15 protein-coding genes are annotated in these 17,975 nt (G+C 72.0%); 12 read left to right on the top strand and 3 right to left on the bottom strand.

Going from position 1 to position 17,975, the window contains the following annotated elements:
• Positions 1–12 precede the first annotated feature (12 nt).
• From hutU to hutI, 4 genes are read left to right on the top strand one after another with little or no spacing between them, the layout of a single operon-like run.
• Positions 13–1,677 carry a urocanate hydratase gene (gene hutU, locus QBL25_RS18210; RefSeq protein ID WP_409058089.1) on the top strand — a complete coding sequence of 555 codons (1,665 nt, stop codon included), beginning with the start codon at positions 13–15 and terminating at the stop codon, positions 1,675–1,677.
• A 17-nt stretch (positions 1,678–1,694) separates the two neighbouring features.
• Positions 1,695–2,915, top strand: a complete 1,221-nt coding sequence (locus tag QBL25_RS18205) for an allantoate amidohydrolase (RefSeq protein WP_409062693.1) — start codon at positions 1,695–1,697, stop codon at positions 2,913–2,915.
• Complete coding sequence (locus QBL25_RS18200; RefSeq protein ID WP_409062692.1) at positions 2,912–4,264, top strand: formimidoylglutamate deiminase; 1,353 nt, start codon at positions 2,912–2,914, stop codon at positions 4,262–4,264. The genes QBL25_RS18205 and QBL25_RS18200 overlap by 4 nt, the downstream gene beginning before the upstream one ends.
• Positions 4,265–4,302: 38 nt before the next feature.
• Entirely contained in the window at positions 4,303–5,475 is a 1,173-nt protein-coding gene (hutI, locus tag QBL25_RS18195) for an imidazolonepropionase (RefSeq protein WP_409058088.1), read from the top strand.
• A gap of 326 nt (positions 5,476–5,801) precedes the next feature.
• On the opposite strand, the gene QBL25_RS18190 is transcribed toward hutI, so the two are convergent.
• Positions 5,802–6,773, bottom strand: a complete 972-nt coding sequence (locus QBL25_RS18190) for an RNA polymerase sigma factor SigF (protein WP_409058087.1) — start codon at positions 6,771–6,773, stop codon at positions 5,802–5,804.
• 238 nt (positions 6,774–7,011) lie between these two features.
• Between QBL25_RS18190 and QBL25_RS18185 the strand changes: the two genes are divergently transcribed.
• The 6 genes from QBL25_RS18185 (at position 7,012) to QBL25_RS18160 (ending at position 12,801) form a co-directional block, all read left to right on the top strand.
• Positions 7,012–7,380 (top strand): STAS domain-containing protein, encoded by a 369-nt coding sequence (locus QBL25_RS18185; RefSeq protein ID WP_409058086.1) that lies wholly within the window; start codon positions 7,012–7,014, stop codon positions 7,378–7,380.
• A gap of 275 nt (positions 7,381–7,655) precedes the next feature.
• A complete protein-coding gene (locus QBL25_RS18180; protein ID WP_409058085.1) occupies positions 7,656–8,177 on the top strand; it encodes an ATP-binding protein in 522 nt (173 codons plus the stop codon).
• A 210-nt stretch (positions 8,178–8,387) separates the two neighbouring features.
• On the top strand, positions 8,388–9,107 hold the full coding sequence (locus tag QBL25_RS18175) for an LPXTG cell wall anchor domain-containing protein (RefSeq protein ID WP_409058084.1): 720 nt from the start codon (positions 8,388–8,390) through the stop codon (positions 9,105–9,107).
• 105 nt (positions 9,108–9,212) lie between these two features.
• Positions 9,213–10,235 carry a hypothetical protein gene (locus QBL25_RS18170; protein ID WP_409058083.1) on the top strand — a complete coding sequence of 341 codons (1,023 nt, stop codon included), beginning with the start codon at positions 9,213–9,215 and terminating at the stop codon, positions 10,233–10,235.
• A complete protein-coding gene (locus QBL25_RS18165; protein WP_409058082.1) occupies positions 10,232–11,425 on the top strand; it encodes a hypothetical protein in 1,194 nt (397 codons plus the stop codon). The genes QBL25_RS18170 and QBL25_RS18165 overlap by 4 nt, the downstream gene beginning before the upstream one ends.
• A complete protein-coding gene (locus QBL25_RS18160; RefSeq protein WP_409062691.1) occupies positions 11,425–12,801 on the top strand; it encodes a hypothetical protein in 1,377 nt (458 codons plus the stop codon). Before QBL25_RS18165 ends, QBL25_RS18160 begins: the two co-directional genes overlap by 1 nt.
• Before the next feature lie 162 nt (positions 12,802–12,963).
• Here the strand turns inward: QBL25_RS18160 and QBL25_RS18155 are convergent, their stop codons facing one another.
• Complete coding sequence (locus QBL25_RS18155) at positions 12,964–13,794, bottom strand: alpha/beta hydrolase (RefSeq protein WP_409058081.1); 831 nt, start codon at positions 13,792–13,794, stop codon at positions 12,964–12,966.
• A 175-nt stretch (positions 13,795–13,969) separates the two neighbouring features.
• Positions 13,970–15,466: a peptide MFS transporter gene (locus QBL25_RS18150; protein WP_409058080.1), complete on the bottom strand. Its 1,497-nt coding sequence runs from the start codon at positions 15,464–15,466 to the stop codon at positions 13,970–13,972.
• A 484-nt stretch (positions 15,467–15,950) separates the two neighbouring features.
• Here QBL25_RS18150 and QBL25_RS18145 point away from each other — a divergent pair, with 484 nt between their 5' ends.
• Both QBL25_RS18145 and QBL25_RS18140 read left to right on the top strand, forming a co-directional pair.
• Complete coding sequence (locus QBL25_RS18145) at positions 15,951–16,628, top strand: response regulator transcription factor (RefSeq protein ID WP_361832684.1); 678 nt, start codon at positions 15,951–15,953, stop codon at positions 16,626–16,628.
• Positions 16,629–16,696: 68 nt separating this feature from the next.
• Positions 16,697–17,974 (top strand): ATP-binding protein, encoded by a 1,278-nt coding sequence (locus QBL25_RS18140; protein ID WP_409058079.1) that lies wholly within the window; start codon positions 16,697–16,699, stop codon positions 17,972–17,974.
• Position 17,975: the final 1 nt, after the last annotated feature.

Below are 17,975 nucleotides of genomic sequence, written 5' to 3'. Positions count from 1 at the left end.
GGAGGCATCGCCATGTCAGGACCCCGCCCCGTACGGGCACCGCGCGGCAGTGGACTGAGCGCCCTGGGATGGCAGCAGGAAGCCGCCCTGCGCATGCTCCAGAACAACCTCGACCCCGAGGTCGCCGAGCACCCCGACCAGCTCGTCGTCTACGGCGGCACCGGCAAGGCGGCCCGCGACTGGCGCTCCTTCGACGCGATGGTCCGCACCCTGAAGACCCTCAAGCAGGACGAGACGATGCTCGTCCAGTCCGGCCGCCCCGTCGGCGTCATGCAGACCCACGAGTGGGCCCCGCGCGTCCTGATCGCCAACTCCAACCTCGTGGGCGACTGGGCGAACTGGGAGGAGTTCCGGCGCCTGGAGGCCCTCGGCCTGACCATGTACGGCCAGATGACCGCCGGCTCCTGGATCTACATCGGCACGCAGGGCATCCTCCAGGGCACGTACGAGACCTTCGCCGCCGTCGCCGCCAAGAAGTTCAACGGCACGCTCGCCGGGACGATCACCCTCACCGCCGGTCTCGGCGGCATGGGCGGCGCCCAGCCCCTCGCCGTCACCATGAACGACGGCGTCGCGATCTGTATCGACGTCGACCCGCGCGCCATCGAGCGCCGCATCGAGCACCGGTACCTCGACGTGAAGGCCGACTCCCTGGAGCACGCGCTCCAGCTCGCGACGGAGGCCCGCGACCAGCGCAAGCCCCTCTCCATCGGCCTGCTCGGCAACGCGGCGGACCTCCTCCCGCGCATGCTGGCCGAGGGCGCCCCCATCGACATCGTGACCGACCAGACCTCGGCCCACGACCCGCTCGCGTACCTCCCCGTCGGCGTCGACTTCGACGACATGCAGACCCTCTCCGCCAAGGACCCGGCGGGCTTCACCACCCGCGCCCGTGAGTCCATGGCCCGGCACGTCGAGGCGATGGTCGGCTTCATGGACGCGGGCGCCGAGGTCTTCGACTACGGCAACTCGATCCGCGGCGAGGCCCAACTGGCGGGCTATGACCGCGCGTTCGCCTTCCCCGGCTTCGTCCCCGCCTACATCCGCCCCCTCTTCTGCGAGGGCAAGGGCCCCTTCCGCTGGGCGGCGCTCTCGGGCGAGGCCTCGGACATCCACAAGACCGACAAGGCGCTCCTGGACCTCTTCCCGGAGAACGAGTCGCTGCACCGCTGGATCAAGATGGCCGGTGAGCGCGTCCACTTCCAGGGCCTCCCGGCGCGCATCTGCTGGCTGGGCCAGGGCGAGCGCGACAAGGCCGGCGACATGTTCAACGACATGGTCGGCGACGGCACCCTCGCCGCCCCCCTCGCCATCGGCCGCGACCACCTCGACTGCGGCTCGGTGGCCTCCCCGTACCGCGAGACGGAGGCCATGCTCGACGGCTCCGACGCGATCGCCGACTGGCCGCTCCTGAACGCCATGGTGAACGTCGCCTCGGGCGCCTCCTGGGTCTCCATCCACCATGGCGGCGGCGTCGGCATGGGCCGCTCGATCCACGCGGGCCAGGTCTCCGTCGCCGACGGCACCGCGCTCGCGGGCGAGAAGATCCGCCGCGTCCTGACCAACGACCCCGGCATGGGCGTCATCCGGCACGTCGACGCGGGCTACGACATCGCGGAGTCGGTGGCGGACGAGAAGGGCGTACGGATCCCGATGCGCGAGGGCGGCGACGCGTGAGCGACACGTTCCACGCCATGTGGCGCTCGCTGCGGCCCATCGGCCGCAGCGACGCCTCGGGCGGCTACCGCCGCTATGCCTGGACCGGCGCGGACGCCGAGTGCCGCCTCTGGTTCCAGGCGCAGGCCGAGGCACGCGGCCTCGACTACGAGGTCGACCGCAACGGCAACCAGTGGGCCTGGCTCGGCGACCCGTCACGCGGCGACGCGGTCGTCACCGGCTCGCACCTGGACTCCGTCCCGGACGGCGGCGCCTTCGACGGCCCGCTCGGGGTGGTCTCCTCCTTCGCGGCGCTGGACGAACTCCGGGCGCGCAAGGTGTCGTTCCGCCGCCCCCTCGCCATCACCAACTTCGGCGACGAGGAGGGCGCCCGCTTCGGCCTGGCCTGCGTGGGCTCACGGCTGACCGCAGGACAGCTCACGCGCGAGAAGGCGTACGAGCTGACGGACGCGTCCGGCGTGACGCTCCCCCAAGCCATGGAGGCGGCGGGCTACGACCCGTCGGCCATCGGCCCCGACCCCGAACGCCTCGCCCGCATCGGCGCGTTCGTGGAACTGCACGTCGAGCAGGGCCGCGCCCTGGCTCTGTCCGACAGCGGCTCCGCCGCGGGCACCGGCGACCCCGTGGGCATCGCCTCCGCCATCTGGCCGCACGGCCGCTGGCGCTTCGACTTCCGGGGCGAGGCCAACCACGCGGGCACCACCCGCCTGGTGGACCGCCGCGACCCGATGCTGTCGTACGCCGAGACGGTCCTCGCGGCCCGCAGGGAGGCCGAACTGGCGGGCGCGGTCGCCACCTTCGGCAAGATCTCCGTCGAGCCGAACGGCGTCAACGCGATCCCGTCCCTGGTGCGCGGCTGGCTCGACTCGCGGGCCGCCGACCAGGCGGCCCTCGACACGGTCGTCACGGGCATCGAGAAGGCGGCCCGCGAGTACGCGGACCGGCACGGCATCGAGCTCGACGTCGTACGGGAGTCCTTCACGCCGGTGGTCGAGTTCGAGCACGCCCTGCGGGACGAGCTGGGCAGGCTCCTGGGCGGGGAGCGGCCGGTCCCCGTCCTGGGCACGGGCGCCGGACACGACGCGGGTATTTTGTCCGGCTCGATCCCCACCGCCATGCTGTTCGTACGGAACCCCACGGGCATCTCGCACTCCCCGGCCGAGTTCGCCGCCGAGGACGACTGCGTCGCAGGGGTGACCGCACTGGCCGACGTACTGGAAGGGCTGGCGTGCAGGTGACGACGGACACGTACTGGCTGGAGCAGGCCTGGCTCGACCCGACGGTGGAGCCGGGCGTGGCGGTGGAGGTGACGGGCGACCGCATCACGGCCGTCCGCAAGGGCGTCGACGCGCCCCCGCCCGGCGCCACGGTGCTGCGCGGCCTCACGCTCCCCGGCCTGGCCAACGCCCACAGCCACGCCTTCCACCGGGCCCTGCGGGGCACGGTCCAGGTGGGCTCGGGCACGTTCTGGACGTGGCGCGAGGTCATGTACTCGGTGGCGGACCGCCTGACCCCGCAGACGTACCACGCGCTGGCCCGCGCGGTGTACGCGGAGATGGCCCTGGCGGGCATCACCACGGTGGGCGAGTTCCACTACGTGCACCACGCGCCCGGCGGCACGGCCTACGCCGACCCCAACGCGATGGGCGAGGCGCTGATCGAGGCGGCGGCGGACGCGGGCATCCGCATCACGCTCCTGGACACGGCCTACGTGGCGTCCGGGCTCCTGACGGAGACGCGGGGCGAGCCCCCCAACCGCCACCAGCTCCGCTTCTCCGACGGGACGACGGAGGCGTGGGCCGAGCGGGCGTCGGCCCTCAAGGACCGCCCGCACGCGCGCATCGGCGCGGCGATCCACTCCGTACGGGCGGTCCCGGCACGGCAGCTGGGCACGGTGGCCGACTGGGCGACCGCCCGGCAGGCACCCCTGCACGTGCACCTGTCCGAGCAGACGGCGGAGAACGACGCGTGCCAGGCCGTGCACGGACGCACACCGACCCGCCTCCTGGCGGACCACGGGGTGCTCGGCCCCCGCACCACGGGCGTCCACAACACCCACCTCACGGACGAGGACATCGCCCTGCTGGGCCGCACGGCGACGGGCACGTGCATGTGCCCCACGACGGAACGGGACCTGGCGGACGGCATCGGCCCTGCGGTCCGCCTCCAGCGGGCCGGCAGCCCGCTCTCCCTGGGCAGCGACAGCCACGCGGTCATCGACATCCTCGAAGAGGCGCGGGCGATGGAGCTCGACGAACGCCTGCGCTCGCACACCCGGGGCCACTGGACGGCGGCGGCGCTGCTGCGGGCGGCGACGGCCGACGGGCACGCGGCGCTCGGCTGGGCGGACGCGGGCGTGATCGAGACCGGCGCCCTCGCGGACTTCGCGACGATCGCCCTCGACTCGGTCCGCACGGCGGGCCCGCTGCCGCGCCTCGCGGCGGAGACGGCGGTCTTCGCGGCCACCGGCGCGGACGTCCGCCACACGGTGGTGGGCGGCCGCCATGTCGTACGGGACGGGGTCCACGCCTCGGTGCCGGACGTCGCATCGGCGCTGACGGCGGCGATCGCGGCCCTCAGAGACTGAGACCTCTCCCCAGCCCCCACCCCTCCCCGGAGACCCTGATGCCCACCACGCTCATCACGAACATCGCCGGCCTCGTCACGAACGACCCCGCCCAGGGCGACGGAAGCCCCCTGGGCCTCGTCCAGGACGCCGCCGTCGTCCTGGACGGCGAAAGAATCGCCTGGGTGGGCCCGGCAGCCAAGGCCCCCGCGGCGGACACGGTCCACGACGCGGACGGCCGCGCGGCCCTCCCCGGCTTCGTCGACTCCCACAGCCACCTCGTCTTCGCGGGTGACCGCACCCAGGAGTTCAACGCCCGCATGTCGGGCCGGGCCTACTCCGCGGGCGGCATCCGTACGACGGTGGCGGCGACCCGCGCCGCGACGGACGCCGAGCTGGAGGCGAACCTCACCCACTACCTCGCCGAGGCCCTGCGCCAAGGCACGACCACCTTCGAGACGAAGTCGGGCTACGGCCTCAACACCGAGGACGAGGCCAGGGCCCTGCGCATCGCGGCGGCCCACACCGACGAGGTCACGTTCCTCGGCGCCCACATCGTCTCCCCGGACTACGCGGACGACCCGGCGGCGTACGTGGACCTGGTCACGGGCCCCATGCTGGAGGCCTGCGCGCCGCACGCCCGCTGGATCGACGTCTTCTGCGAGAAGGGCGCCTTCGACGGCGACCAGGCCCGCGCGATCCTGACGGCCGGCAAGGCGAAGGGCCTGCACCCCCGCATCCACGCCAACCAGCTCTCCTACGGCCCCGGCGTCCAACTGGCGGTCGAGCTGGACGCGGCCTCGGCGGACCACTGCACCCACCTCACGGACGCGGACGTCGACGCCCTCGCGAACAGCGACACGGTGGCGACCCTCCTGCCGGGCGCCGAGTTCTCCACCCGCGCCCAGTGGCCCGACGCCCGCCGCATCCTGGACGCGGGCGCCACGGTGGCCCTCTCCACGGACTGCAACCCGGGCTCGTCCTTCACGTCCTCGGTCCCGTTCTGCGTCGCCCTGGCGGTACGGGACATGGGCATGACCCCGGACGAGGCGATCTGGTCGGCCACGGCGGGCGGCGCGGCGGCCCTGCGCCGCGACGACATCGGCGTGCTCCGCGAGGGCGCCCGCGCCGACCTCGCCCTCCTCGACGCCCCCAGCCACGTCCACCTGGCGTACCGCCCGGGCGTCCCGCTGGTCAGCGAGGTCTGGCGCCGGGGTGCGCGGGTGGCCTGAGGCCGATCGCGGGAAAGTCCCGCCGAAGCGGTGCTGCGCGGCGGCCTGCGCTCGTGCGGCGGATGATCTACGAGGAGTTGTGCCTCGGGGCGGTGCATGAGGCGTTCAGGGTCGGGTACCAGAACGTCATCGAAGACGCGACCGCGGGCGCGGGCAGTGGTGACGGCGGCGCTCGGGGAGACCCCCGGGCCGCGGCGGCACCTTGACAGCTGAACAGCAGCAAACCACCCGCCCACCCCTGGACGCGGGGCAAGCGGGTGGGTGCGGACGATCTGCCGTGAAGCGGCGATCAGGTAGCCCGTGAAAACACCGGGCGGCGGCATCCCTCACTCGTCGACGGTCAGTCCCTTGCGGAGCTTGACCAGCGTGCGGGACAGCAGACGCGAGACGTGCATCTGCGAGATGCCCAGCTCGTCGCCTATCTCCGACTGCGTCATGTTGGCGACGAAGCGGAGCGAGAGGATCTTCCGGTCGCGCGGCGGCAGTTCGGCGATCAGCGGCTTCAACGACTCGACGTACTCGATGCCTTCGAGTCCGTGGTCCTCGTAACCGATGCGGTCCGCCAGCGCGCCCTCGGAGTCGTCCTCCTCGGGCTGGGCGTCCAGCGAGCTCGCCGTGTAGGCGTTGGACGCGGCCATGCCTTCGACGACCTCGTCGTTCGAGATGCCGAGGCGCTCGGCCAGTTCGCTCACCGTGGGGGCGCGGTCGAACTGCTGGGCCAGTTCGTCGCCCGCCTTGGCGAGGTCGAGCCGGAGCTCCTGAAGGCGGCGCGGCACGCGCACCGACCAGCTGGTGTCCCGGAAGAAGCGCTTGATCTCACCGACGATGGTCGGCATCGCGAACGTGGGGAACTCGACGCCCCGGCTGAGCTCGAAGCGGTCGATCGCCTTGATCAGGCCGATGGTGCCGACCTGGATGATGTCCTCCATGGGCTCGCTGCGGGAGCGGAACCGGGAGGCGGCGAACTTGACGAGGGCGAGGTTCAGTTCGACCAGGGTGTTGCGGACGTACGCGTACTCGTGCGTGCCTTCCTCGAGCGACTCAAGGCGTTCGAAGAGGGTCTTGGACAGCGCCCTCGCATCCAGCGGGCCCACCTCGTCGAACGGCGGGATCTCGGGCAGGTCGGAGAGCCCTTCGAGGGCTTCCGTCTCCGGCACGGCCGTCGGGGCCGGAACTTCATCCGGTGCGGATTCCGTGCGGGGGCCCGGGATCTCGGTCTCGATACGGTGAGGCGGGGGTGTCGACGTCGCTCGGTCAGTGCGCGATTCGTCGAGCCGGGGTGACATGGTGTCCTCCATCGTTCTCGGCATATGGCTGCCGATGCCAATACGTGCACTGCGGTGTGCGGCGCCTCCAAAGCCGTCCGTGTTGATTACTGTCTCTTCTACCCCTACCCGTTTCCACAGTCCGGTCGCAAGTGCGTTCTGCTGTGAAATGTCCGAATTCGGGGGCTTGTTCGGGTACCCGAAGGCGTGAGGAAGGCGTAATATCCGGGGGCGTCATCAACAGCCACGACGGTCGGAAGTGAGTGACGGAATGGACCGCGGGACAGTCGGCAGCGCGCATCGGGGCCGACTTCTGGTCGAAGTCCGGGCGGAGGGCCCGAGCGTCGTCGTGACTCCGGCGGGTGAGTTGGATCACCACACCGCCGATTTGTTGCGTGAGCCACTCGAGGCCTGCCTCGACGACGGCTTTTCGCGACTGGTCGTCGACTGTTCGCGACTGGAGTTCATGGACTCCACCGGACTCAATGTCCTACTGGGGGCCCGGCTCAAGGCCGAGGCCGCGGGAGGTGGAGTGCATCTGGCAGGGATGCTGCCGGTGGTGGCCCGGGTCTTCGAGATCACCGGAGCCGAAGCTGTTTTCACCGTTCACGAGACGCTCGAAGCGGCGCTGGCCGGCTGACCGGGCGGCCTGCTGACGGAGCGTGCCCAAGAGTTACGCGCCAGTTGTCTCCATGTGATCACCGCGTTACCAGCGTCACACGGGTCACGTCGAACAAGTGGGTGTTCTCACGGTTCGGCCGGGCAGGAGACACCCGGGACACCCCTACAGCGGTCCGTGAACAAACGTTGCCAAATCAACAGCAGGAGCGGCCGGGCGGCCGATGATCCTCTTGGAGTCCCGCTGCTTGACCAGTTCCTTGTCCAGAGTCCTCTTGTCGGTGAGGTGAAGCGCTGATGAGCACCACCCGGCCTTGTTCGCCGGGCGACCGCGGCCCCGAGTCCGAGGTCGTCGTCGCGGCCGCTCCCGCGGACCAGGCCGCCGCGGCGGCGGACGCGGGCCGTCAGGGGCGCCAGGTCCGCAGGCTGAGCCTGAACGGCGCCAGCGGGATCGTGCCCCTCGCCCGGGACTTCGCGCGCCAGGCGCTCCAGGCGTGGGGCTGGCTGCCCGCGGCGGGCGCCGATCAGCGGGCCGCCGCGGAGGACGTCCTCCTCGTCGTGTCCGAACTGGTGACCAACGCCTGCCTGCACGCCGACGGCCCCGACGAGCTCTGGCTCTCGTCCGACAGCAAGGTCCTGCGGATAGAGGTGTCCGACCGCGGCGCCGGTCAGCCCGCGCCCCGCACCCCGCACCGCGCCGGCCGTCCCGGCGGCCACGGCATGTTCATAGTCCAGCGCCTCTGCCTCGACTGGGGCGTCGTCCGCACCCCGGGGGTCCCGGGCAAGACGGTGTGGGCGGAGCTGAGCGCGCCCGCGTAGGGCGTCGGGGCGGGCCCCCTCAGTTCCCCCTTGGGTTACCCACGGTTCGTAAGCGCGCCGGATCACTGAAGATCCGGCGCGTTCTTTGTCTTCCCTCGGCAAGGCCCCGGGCGTACCTTGAGCGCCCAATCTGATGTGCCGTCAGTAAATCCGCACCGCGGCACGCCACGACCGGCATGAGGGGAACCCGAGGTGTATCACCAGAAACGAATGGTCACGCTCGCGCTTGCCACGGCCCTGGCCGGCGGCTCCGCGGTGCTGATGGCCGCCCCCGCCGCGCAGGCCGAGGTCCAGGACGTCAATTACCAGTGCAAGACGCCCATCGGCAACAAGGGCGCGGTGTCGCCGATCGACATCAAGAGCGTCAAGAGCGGCAGCGGCTACAAACTCACCATGTCCTTCCAGAAGGGCGTCTCCTCCAGCCCCGTGGAGCTGGGCAAGGGCGCGATGAAACCGAGCGCGCTCATCAAGCTGGGCGGCGCGGAGAGCGGCACGGTCCCGGTCTCCGGAGCGCCCAACGACAAGGCGATCCCCGCCAACACCCCCATCAAGATCAGTGACCTGTCGGGGACGTACACGCCCAAGAAGAGCGGCAAGGTCACCTTCACCGCGGGTGTTTTGACCATCAAGGCGCTCGGTACGACGACGACGTGCACGCCGTCCAACAGCCCCAAGCCCTCGCTCTCCCTGGACGTCAAGGGCTCGGGCGGCGGCGGGACCACCGGCGGCGCAGGCGAGGACACGGGATCCGGCGGCGACGCCGGGACCGGCGGCTCGGCGAGCGCCCCCTCCGGCGGCGACGAGCTCCCGCAAACCGGACCGGCGGACTCCGCCATCGCGCTCGGCACCCTCGGCGGCACGGTGCTGCTCGCGGGCGCGGCGGGTGCGCTCTGGCTGACCCGCAGGAACCAGGCGGCCCGCTCGCGCTAGGCATGGGTGCGCGGCGGTCGCGGGGACGACGCGGCGACCGCGCCCCCGCCCGCCAGCGCGCACGTGTCACCGCGTACCGAGCGTACGAAGATCCAGGAGCCGCCGATGCCGTCGCTGCCGTCCGTCGCCCGTGCCCTCACCGTGGTCGTGGCCTTACTGGTGACGGGCGTGGCACCGGCGACTCCGGTGTTCGCCGACGACCCCGGAGCGTGGTCGGTCGCGCCCTCCACGGGAGGAGGGACCCGGCCGGCGAAGGACGGGCGGCCCTACTTCTATGTGGAGGGCACGCCCGGCTCCGTCCTGGAGGACACGCTCACGGTCACCAACCCGGGGTCCGAGCCCCGCACGGTGAAGCTGAGCGGCGCGGACGCGGACAACACGCGCGGCGGTGCGTTCGCGCTGGAGCGCGGCAGACCCGAGGACACCGGTTCCTGGATCAGATTCGCCGAACGCGAGGTGAAGGTGCCGCCGCGCACCCGCGCCGAGGTGCCGTTCAGCGTGAGCGTGCCCGAGAGCGCGGTGCCGGGCGACCACCCCGGGGCGATCGTCGCGCGGGAGGGCGGCCGCGACGCCGGGGTCCGCGTGCATCTGCGGGTCAGCGGCCCGACGCTGTCCGCGCTCACGGTCGAGGGCGTACGGACCGGGGGCGGGCGCATCGCGTACGACGTGGTCAATCGCGGCAACACGGTCCTGACCCCCCGGCTCGCGGTCCACGCGGAGGGTCTCTTCGGCCCGCTCCTTGACCGGGGGCCCCGCACGCTGCCGGTGGAGCTGCTGCCCGGCCGCAGGGTCACCCTGACCGAGCCGTGGAAGGACGCACCGGCGCTCGACTCCGTGCAGGTCACGCTCACGGTCACGGCGGCGGGCGGCGCCCACGGCGAGGCGACGGCGAAGGCCCGCTTCGTGCCGTGGGGCGCGGTGGCGGGGGCCGGGGCCGGGCTGCTCGGCCTCGTGGCGGCGGGCGTCTGGTTCCTGCGCGGCCGGGGACGGACCGCGCGTGAGCGCGGCGACGAGGCCGGGGAGACGGCCGGGGAGGCGACTGGGGACGTGCCGCCGGACGGTCCCGAACAGGGCGTCGTGGCGCCGGAGTTGGCGGGAGTGGGGACGGCAGAGGGAGAGCAGCTGTGAACGGCAATCCGTTGTGGGCAGTCAAGCGGTACATCGCCGCAACCGCCGTGCTGGCGGCCCTGGCCTTCCTGCTGCTTCCCGCGGCGGGGGCCACCGCCGCCGAGAAACCGTCCGTCGCCCTCTCCGATTCCGAGGCGGGCAAGGGCGGTGACATCACCGTCAAGGGCGAGGGGTGGCGCCCCAAAGCCCTCCTGATGATGCTGGTCTGCGGCCAGGCGACCCCGGCCGCCGGTGTGCCCGGCGGCACGAACTCCTGCGCCAACGACTCGGGCCGCGCCGTCACCACCGACGGCAAGGGGACCTTCAGCAAGAAGCTCCCGGTGGCCGAGCCGCCCGAGGCCTGCCCCTGCGTGGTCCACGTGGCCACGGTCACCGGGGACAAGGCCCAGGCGGACGCCGTCTTCAAGGTCGCGGGGCATCCCGTGAAGCCCCTGACCGAGCGGCGGGGCGGCGGAAAGCTCTCCGTGCTCACCGACACGCGGCTCGAAGGCTCCAGCGGTGTCCTGACCTGGTTCGGCGCCCCGCCCTCCCGCACGCTGGTCTTCACCGTGGGCAACGTCGGCTCGGCCCCGGTCAAGAACCCGGTCTTCCACGTCGGCACCTCGCACGGCGTGTTCGCCCCGCAGTGGGAGGAGCAGCAGTGGCGCGGCACCGTCGCGCCGGGCAAGAAGGCCCAGATCAAGCTGCCGGTCGAGCTCGCCGCCGGGGCGCACGGCGACTACCTCGTCTCGCTGAGGTTCGGCGGCAAGGTCCTGGCCGAGCAGCCCTGGGGCGTCGGCCGCCCGTGGGGCGTCACCGTCTTCTGGATCCTGCTCTGCGTGGTCGTGCCCGCCGCCGTCTTCCGCATCGGCATGGCGGTGGTGGACAGGCTCAGGCCCGGCCGCCGCAGGGGTGGCCGCGGCGCACGCCCTGCGGGCCGGCACCGCACCGGCAGGATCGCCGAACTCACCGACCGGCTCCCGAAGTTGCGGCTCTCCCCGGGGGCGGTCGCGGCGGACGAGGCGGCCCGGACGCCCCTTGCGAAGCCGCCCCGGACGAAGCCGCAGCGCACGTCCGGCAAGGACACCGGGGCGAGCACGGGCACGCTCCCGTGGTTCACCCCCGACACGGACCCCGGCGCCGGTACCTCACCCGCCGGACAGCTCTCCGCACCGTCAGAGAACAGCCCGACGACGAAGGGAAACACGTGATCAGCACACGACGGAGAGCGGGCGCGGCCTCGGTCTCGCTGCTGCTCGGCGGGGCGGGCGCCCTGCTGGGCGCGGCGCCCGCGCAGGCGGCCGAGGTGGCGTACAAGACGGAGTGCATTCCGCCGTCGATATCGGGGCTGCCGCCGGTGCAGGGCACCACGAAGGTGGAGATCACCGCGCCGGCCACCGCGAAGGTGGGCGACGAGGTCGAGGTCGTGTGGAAGACCACCGAGGCCGCGTCCAAGAACCCGGACATCCTCGACCTGGACAAGGACACGGTGAAGCCGACCGGCACCCTCAAGGTGGGCGGCGGCCAGACCGGTGACCTGGCGGTGGCGGGCGAGCGGGTCAATCCGCCGATCAAGAAGAACAGCCCGATGATCCTGTCCGACATGAAGGGCAAGCTGAAGCTGACGAAGGCGGGCGAGGTCACGCTCACCCCGGACGCGTACAACATCAACGTCAGCAAGCCGATGTCGACCGACACCAAGTGCACGCCCAAGGAGCAGGTGAAGGCGGGCGCGACCATCAAGGTGACGGAGGGCGGCGGCGGTTCGGGCGGCACGACGTCGGGCAGCACGAACGCGGGCGGCACCACGTCCGGCACCACCGCGGGCAGCACGGGCGGAAACACGGCCGGCAGCACGGGCGGAAACACCGCGGGCAGTACGGGCGGTGACTCGTCCGGCGGCGCCACCGGCGGCGGTGACGGCGGCAAGACCGACTTCCCCGGCAAGGAGGTCCAGACCCCCTACAAGTGCAAGACGCCCATCGGCGACAAGGACGCCACGTCCCCCGTACAGATCAACGCCAAGAAGGACGGCGGCAGTTACGGCCTCACCGTCGAGTTCAAGAAGTCCGTCATGGACAGCCCCGCCGACATCCCCGCGGACTCGGTGAAGCCGTCGATGGAGGTCAAGCTGGGCGGCGCGGACAAGGGCACGGTGCACGTGGAGGGCCCCACCAACAAGGAGCCCATCAAGTCCGGCGACCCGATGACCATCCCTGACCTGACCGGCACCTACAAGCCGGGCGCCGACGGCAAGTCGACGCTCTCGCCGGGCGTCCTCACGGTCAAGGCCCTCGGTACGACGACGACCTGCACCCCGACCAAGGCCGAGGTCTCCCTGGAGATCGACACCGCGGCCCAGCCGGGCGGCGCGGCGGGCGGCTCGTCCACCGGAGGCTCCTCCACCGGCGGAGGTTCCGCGGGCGGCTCGGCCGGCGGCTCGGCCGCGACCGGCGGCGGGCTCGCCGAGACCGGCGCCGACGACAACGGCACCCTGCGGGCCCTCGGCCTGGTCGCCGGAACGGTGATCCTGCTGGGCGGCGCGGTGTTCACCTTCCTGCCCAGGCGAAGGAGCAGCGTGCGCTGACGCGCCGAAGGGGCGCGGGGAACTGCGCGAGCCACCAGAGACGACCCGCACCGGCCGGTGGCGCGGACCCCGCGGACGCATCTGCCCGCGGCGGTCCGCCCGGCGGGCGCGGGTCGCCCAGGGTCGCTCGCGCGGTTCCCCGCGCCCCTGAAAGGGCTCCCCCTAGGCGTGTTGGCGCAGCCAGCGCAGGACCGCCTGGGCGAAAGCCGGTTTCCTCAGGAGCTCGCCCCCGTGCGCCGTACCCGGCTCGATGCGCACGGTGACGTCCTTCAGGCCCGCCACCGTCTGCGCGCGCGCCAGTTCCGTCGAGTGCGCGACCGGCACGAAGTCCCCCGCCGAGTGCGTGAGGAACATCGGCGGGTCGTCCGATCCCGAGGCGTGCGACGCGGCGGCGAGGTCGGTCCACCGCCCCCGGCACCGCTGCCCGTCGCGCGCGGGCGAGCACCCCGCGAGCAGCTCCGCCGTGCGCCGCAGCTTGCGCTGGGCCGGGGAGGCCGCCCGCGTCCCGCCGTCCTTCCACGCGCGGTGGGGCGAGGCCACGGGGGAGAGGGCCACCACGCCGCGCACCCGCTTGCGCCCGGCGCCGTACGCCCCCGCACTGACCGCGAGATGCCCGCCCGCGGAGGACCCGAGCACCATAGGAGTGGGGCCGCCGCGCCGCTTCACCCACCGCAGCGCCGCCAGGACGTCGTCGCGCTGGGCGGGCCAGGCGGCGTCGGTCGCGAGCCGGTAGTCGGTGTCGTAGACGGTGAACCCGCGCGCCGCGAACCACCGGGCCCGCGCGCTCCAGTCGGTGTCCCGCACCCAGGAGCCGCCGTGCAGGATCATCAGGGCGGGGCGGCCGGGCCGGTCGCCGTACACGGTGACGTGCTGGCGCGCGTGTCCCCCGTACGAGAAGGTCCGGCCCGACGGTGGTTGGGGTGCGGCCCGGACGGCGGCACTGGACGACAGCAACGCCACGCAGAGGGCGATGACCGGCAACGTACGACGCATGGCCAGATGCTCCACCGCCCGGCCCCGCGACCGGCACAGAAACGTTCCGTGTCACCGCCACGGGTGAGCGGACGATCCCCTGTTCGCGCGAGTGGACGTACGCGAGGGCCGCCGCACCCGCAGGTGCGACGGCCCTCGCCGTGCGTCCGTCGGCCCGGTCGGGGCGCGGCGGACGTCAGTTCACGGAACCCATCAGTTCCTTGACCTTCTTGCGGTTCAGCCAGATGCCGAAGCCCGCGATGACCGCGATGACCGCCTCGACGGCGACCGCACCCGAGTTGTTCAGGTCGATCCCCAGCTGCGGGGAGGTCAGCAGGCCGGTGACGGAGTCGCCCGCGGTGACCGCGAGGAACCAGACACCCATCATCTGGGCGCTGTACTTCGCCGGGGCCATCTTCGTGGTGACCGAGAGGCCGACCGGGGAGAGGCACAGCTCGCCGACGGTCTGGATGAAGTAGATCGCGACCAGCCACATCGGGCTCACCTTGCCGCCGTTGTTGGCGGTGTCGATCAGCGGGATGAGGAAGACGGCGAAGGAGATGCCGATCAGCGTGAGGCTGGAGGCGAACTTGACCGCCGTGCTCGGCTCCTTGCCCCGCTTGTTCAGCCAGAGCCACGCCGAGGCGACCACGGGGGCGAGCGCCATGATGAAGATCGGGTTCAGCGACTGGTACCAGGAGGTCGGGAAGTCGAACCCGAGCAGGCTGTTCGTCGTCGAGTGCTCGCCGAAGATCGAGAGCGTCGAGCCGTTCTGGTCGTAGATCATCCAGAAGACGGCGGCGACGACGAAGAACCAGACGTAGCCGGAGAGCTTGGACTGCTCCAGGTTCGTCAGCTCCTTGTCGCGCTTCATGCGGACCAGGACGGCGACCGGGATGACCAGGCCGGCGATGGTGAGCGGCATCAGCGCCCAGTCGGCGAAGTTGCCGGTCACGGCGAGGAACGTGTAGAGCACGACCGCCGCGATCAGCCAGATCAGGCCGGTGCGCAGCGCGGACGCGCGCTCCTGGGCCGTGGCGGGCTTGGAGACGACGCTGCTCTCGCCGCTCAGGTGGCGCGAGCCGAGCATGAACTGGGCCAGGCCGAGCGCCATGCCGACCGCGGCGAGCGCGAAGCCGAAGTGCCAGTTGACGTTCTCGCCCACGGTGCCGATGGTCAGCGGGGCGAGGAAGGCACCCATGTTGATGCCGATGTAGAACAGCGTGAAGCCACCGTCGCGGCGCGGGTCCTCCGGGCCGTCGTAGAGGTGGCCGACCATCGTGGAGATGTTGGCCTTCAGGAGGCCGGAGCCGAGCGCCACGAGGGCGAGGCCGGCGAAGAAGGACGCCGAGCTCGGCAGGGCGAGCGTGATGTGACCGAGGATGACCACGCCGGCGCCGATGGCGACGGTCTTGCGCGGTCCCCAGAAACGGTCGGCCACCCAGCCGCCGGGCATGGCGAGGAGATAGACCATCGACATGTAGACGGAGTAGATCGCCGTCGCCGTCGTGGCACTCATGTTCATGCCGCCGGGGGCGATCAGATACAGCGGGAGCAGTGCCTTCATGCCGTAGAAGCTGTACCGCTCCCACATCTCGGTCATGAAGAGTGTGGCCAGTCCGCGGGGGTGGCCGAAGAAGGTCTTCTCAGAGCCGGGGGTACCGGCGGAGTCCTTCGTCAGGCTGGACGCCATGGGTCGATCCTCGTGGTTCGGGACGCGCGGCAAGAGCGTGTGCGCGCCCGGTGGGGGGCGGTCGGCACCGGGGTCGAGGCGTCCACACCCCCACGCCCGGGGGGAGTTCGCGCTCCGTGTGGAGACAGGCGCTGGACGGTGACTCCGAGATCCACGCCCTGCGCGCGTCTCACGCGCAGGGCCCGACCACAGGTCATTCCTTTCAAGGCTGGCAGAAGCCGGCCCGCACATAAAAGAGACCTAAGGCCGCACAGCGGGCCAAAGGTCCTTGGGTAGTGCATCAGGCGTTGGGTCACCATACGCCACGACAGTGCGGCATATGGAAGGACTTGAGAGATGGATCACAGGTTTCGGTGGAACCGTCCGCCCACATTTGAAGGTGATCCTCAGGATCGCACCCCAGACCCGCAGGGGCCGAACGCCGCCGGACGATCACTGGGCGATCACCCCACGACGGTCCTCCGGCGCGGACTACCATCACCCCATGACCCGTGTACTGCTCGCCGAGGACGACGCGTCCATCTCGGAGCCGCTGGCCCGTGCCCTGCGCAGGGAGGGGTACGAGGTCGAAGTGCGTGAGGACGGCCCGACCGCCCTCGACGCCGGGCTGCAGGGCAGCGTCGACCTAGTCGTGCTCGACCTGGGCCTGCCCGGGATGGACGGCCTGGAGGTGGCCCGCCGCCTCCGTGCCGAGGGGCACACGGCACCGATCCTCATCCTGACCGCGCGCGCCGACGAGGTGGACACCGTCGTCGGTCTGGACGCGGGCGCCGACGACTACGTCACCAAGCCCTTCCGCCTGGCCGAACTGCTCGCCCGGGTCCGGGCCCTGCTCCGGCGCGGCGCCGCCGAGCCCGCGCAGGCACCGGCCACCCACGGCGTGCGGATCGACGTCGAGTCGCACCGCGCCTGGATGGGCGAGGAAGAGCTCCAGCTCACGGCCAAGGAGTTCGACCTGCTGCGGGTCCTGGTCCGGGACGCGGGCCGGGTCGTCACCCGCGACCAGCTGATGCGCGAGGTCTGGGACACCACGTGGTGGTCGTCCACCAAGACCCTGGACATGCACATCTCCTGGCTGCGCAAGAAGCTGGGCGACGACGCGGCCAATCCCCGGTACATCGCCACGGTCCGAGGAGTCGGCTTCCGCTTCGAGAAGAGCTGATCCCGCCCCTGGGCGCTGCGCGGTTCCCCGTGCCCCTGAGGGCGGCTTCGATCGGCGACACTGAGTAGATGCGCCGCAGACTGATCAGCAGCACCCTCGCCGTCGTCCTCGTGGTGATCGCGGTGTTCGGGGTGAGTCTCGTCATCGTCGAGACGCGGACCATCAGCAGCAGCGCCCAGGACCGCGTCACCTCCGAGGCGCTCCGCCTGGCCAGCATCGTCGACAGCAGGCTCATCGGCGACGAGAAGATCAACGCCGAGATCCTGCGGGACGTCGCCGCGGTCGACGCCGACCGCTACGCCCTCATCGAGATCCCCGGCCGCGCCCCCGTCGAGATCGGCACCCGCCCCACCGGCGACGTCATCCACGACACGGCCAAGGGCGAGGAGGGCGAGAAGGTCACCGTCGAGGAGCCGCGCACCGCGGTCACCCAGGAGGTCGGCCGCACCCTGCTGATCATCGGCGCCGTGGCCCTGCTCGCGATCATCGCCGCCGTGCTCCTCGCCGTGCGCCAGGCCAACCGCCTGGCCTCGCCGCTCACCGACCTCGCGGAGACCGCCGAGCGCCTCGGCTCGGGCGACCCCCGCCCCCGCCACAAGCGGTACGGCGTGCCGGAGCTCGACCGCGTCGCGGACGTCCTGGACGGCAGCGCCGAGCGCATCGCCCGGATGCTGACCGCCGAGCGGCGCCTGGCGGCCGACGCCTCGCACCAGCTGCGTACGCCCCTCACGGCGCTCTCCATGCGCCTGGAGGAGATCACCGTCACCGACGACCTGGACACGGTGAAGGAGGAGGCCACGATCGCGCTCGCGCAGGTCGAGCGCCTCACCGACGTCGTGCAGCGGCTCCTCACGAACTCGCGCGACCCGCGCACCGGCTCCGCCGTCTCCTTCGACCTGGACGAGGTCATCAAGCAGCAGCTGGAGGAGTGGCGCCCGGCCTACCGCAGCGCGGGCCGCGCCATCGTCAGCTCCGGCAAGCGGCATCTGCGGGCCGTGGGCACGCCCGGCGCGGTCGCGCAGGTCCTGGCCGCCCTCATCGAGAACTCGCTCATGCACGGCGGCGGCACCGTCGCCCTGCGCACCCGCGTCACGGGCAACCAGACGGTGATCGAGGTCACGGACGACGGCCCCGGCGTCCCCGCCGATCTGGGCGCCCGGATCTTCGAGCGCACCATCAGCGGCCGCAACTCGACGGGAATCGGCCTCGCGGTCGCCCGGGATCTGGCCGAGGCGGACGGCGGACGGCTGGAGATGCTCCAGACCAAGCCGCCGGTCTTCGGCCTCTTCCTGTCGCGTACGCCGCCGCAGAAGCGGGCCCAGGAGGCCGCCGAGACGGTCCGCTAGG

The sequence above is a fragment of the Streptomyces sp. SYP-A7185 genome, assembly GCF_046103685.1.
GTDB lineage: Bacteria > Actinomycetota > Actinomycetes > Streptomycetales > Streptomycetaceae > Streptomyces.
This window is presented reverse-complemented; position numbering and strand designations above follow the sequence as displayed.

Coding starts and splice junctions, on each gene's coding strand:
- QBL25_RS18180 (WP_409058085.1), top strand. CDS start 7,656: ATGAGCACCACCCGGCCTTGTTCGCCGGGCGACCGCGGCCCCGAGTCC.
- hutI (WP_409058088.1), top strand. CDS start 4,303: ATGCCCACCACGCTCATCACGAACATCGCCGGCCTCGTCACGAACGAC.
- hutU (WP_409058089.1), top strand. CDS start 13: ATGTCAGGACCCCGCCCCGTACGGGCACCGCGCGGCAGTGGACTGAGC.
- QBL25_RS18140 (WP_409058079.1), top strand. CDS start 16,697: ATGCGCCGCAGACTGATCAGCAGCACCCTCGCCGTCGTCCTCGTGGTG.
- QBL25_RS18205 (WP_409062693.1), top strand. CDS start 1,695: ATGTGGCGCTCGCTGCGGCCCATCGGCCGCAGCGACGCCTCGGGCGGC.
- QBL25_RS18145 (WP_361832684.1), top strand. CDS start 15,951: ATGACCCGTGTACTGCTCGCCGAGGACGACGCGTCCATCTCGGAGCCG.
- QBL25_RS18185 (WP_409058086.1), top strand. CDS start 7,012: ATGGACCGCGGGACAGTCGGCAGCGCGCATCGGGGCCGACTTCTGGTC.
- QBL25_RS18170 (WP_409058083.1), top strand. CDS start 9,213: ATGCCGTCGCTGCCGTCCGTCGCCCGTGCCCTCACCGTGGTCGTGGCC.
- QBL25_RS18155 (WP_409058081.1), bottom strand. CDS start 13,794: ATGCGTCGTACGTTGCCGGTCATCGCCCTCTGCGTGGCGTTGCTGTCG.
- QBL25_RS18150 (WP_409058080.1), bottom strand. CDS start 15,466: ATGGCGTCCAGCCTGACGAAGGACTCCGCCGGTACCCCCGGCTCTGAG.
- QBL25_RS18175 (WP_409058084.1), top strand. CDS start 8,388: ATGGTCACGCTCGCGCTTGCCACGGCCCTGGCCGGCGGCTCCGCGGTG.
- QBL25_RS18190 (WP_409058087.1), bottom strand. CDS start 6,773: ATGGAGGACACCATGTCACCCCGGCTCGACGAATCGCGCACTGACCGA.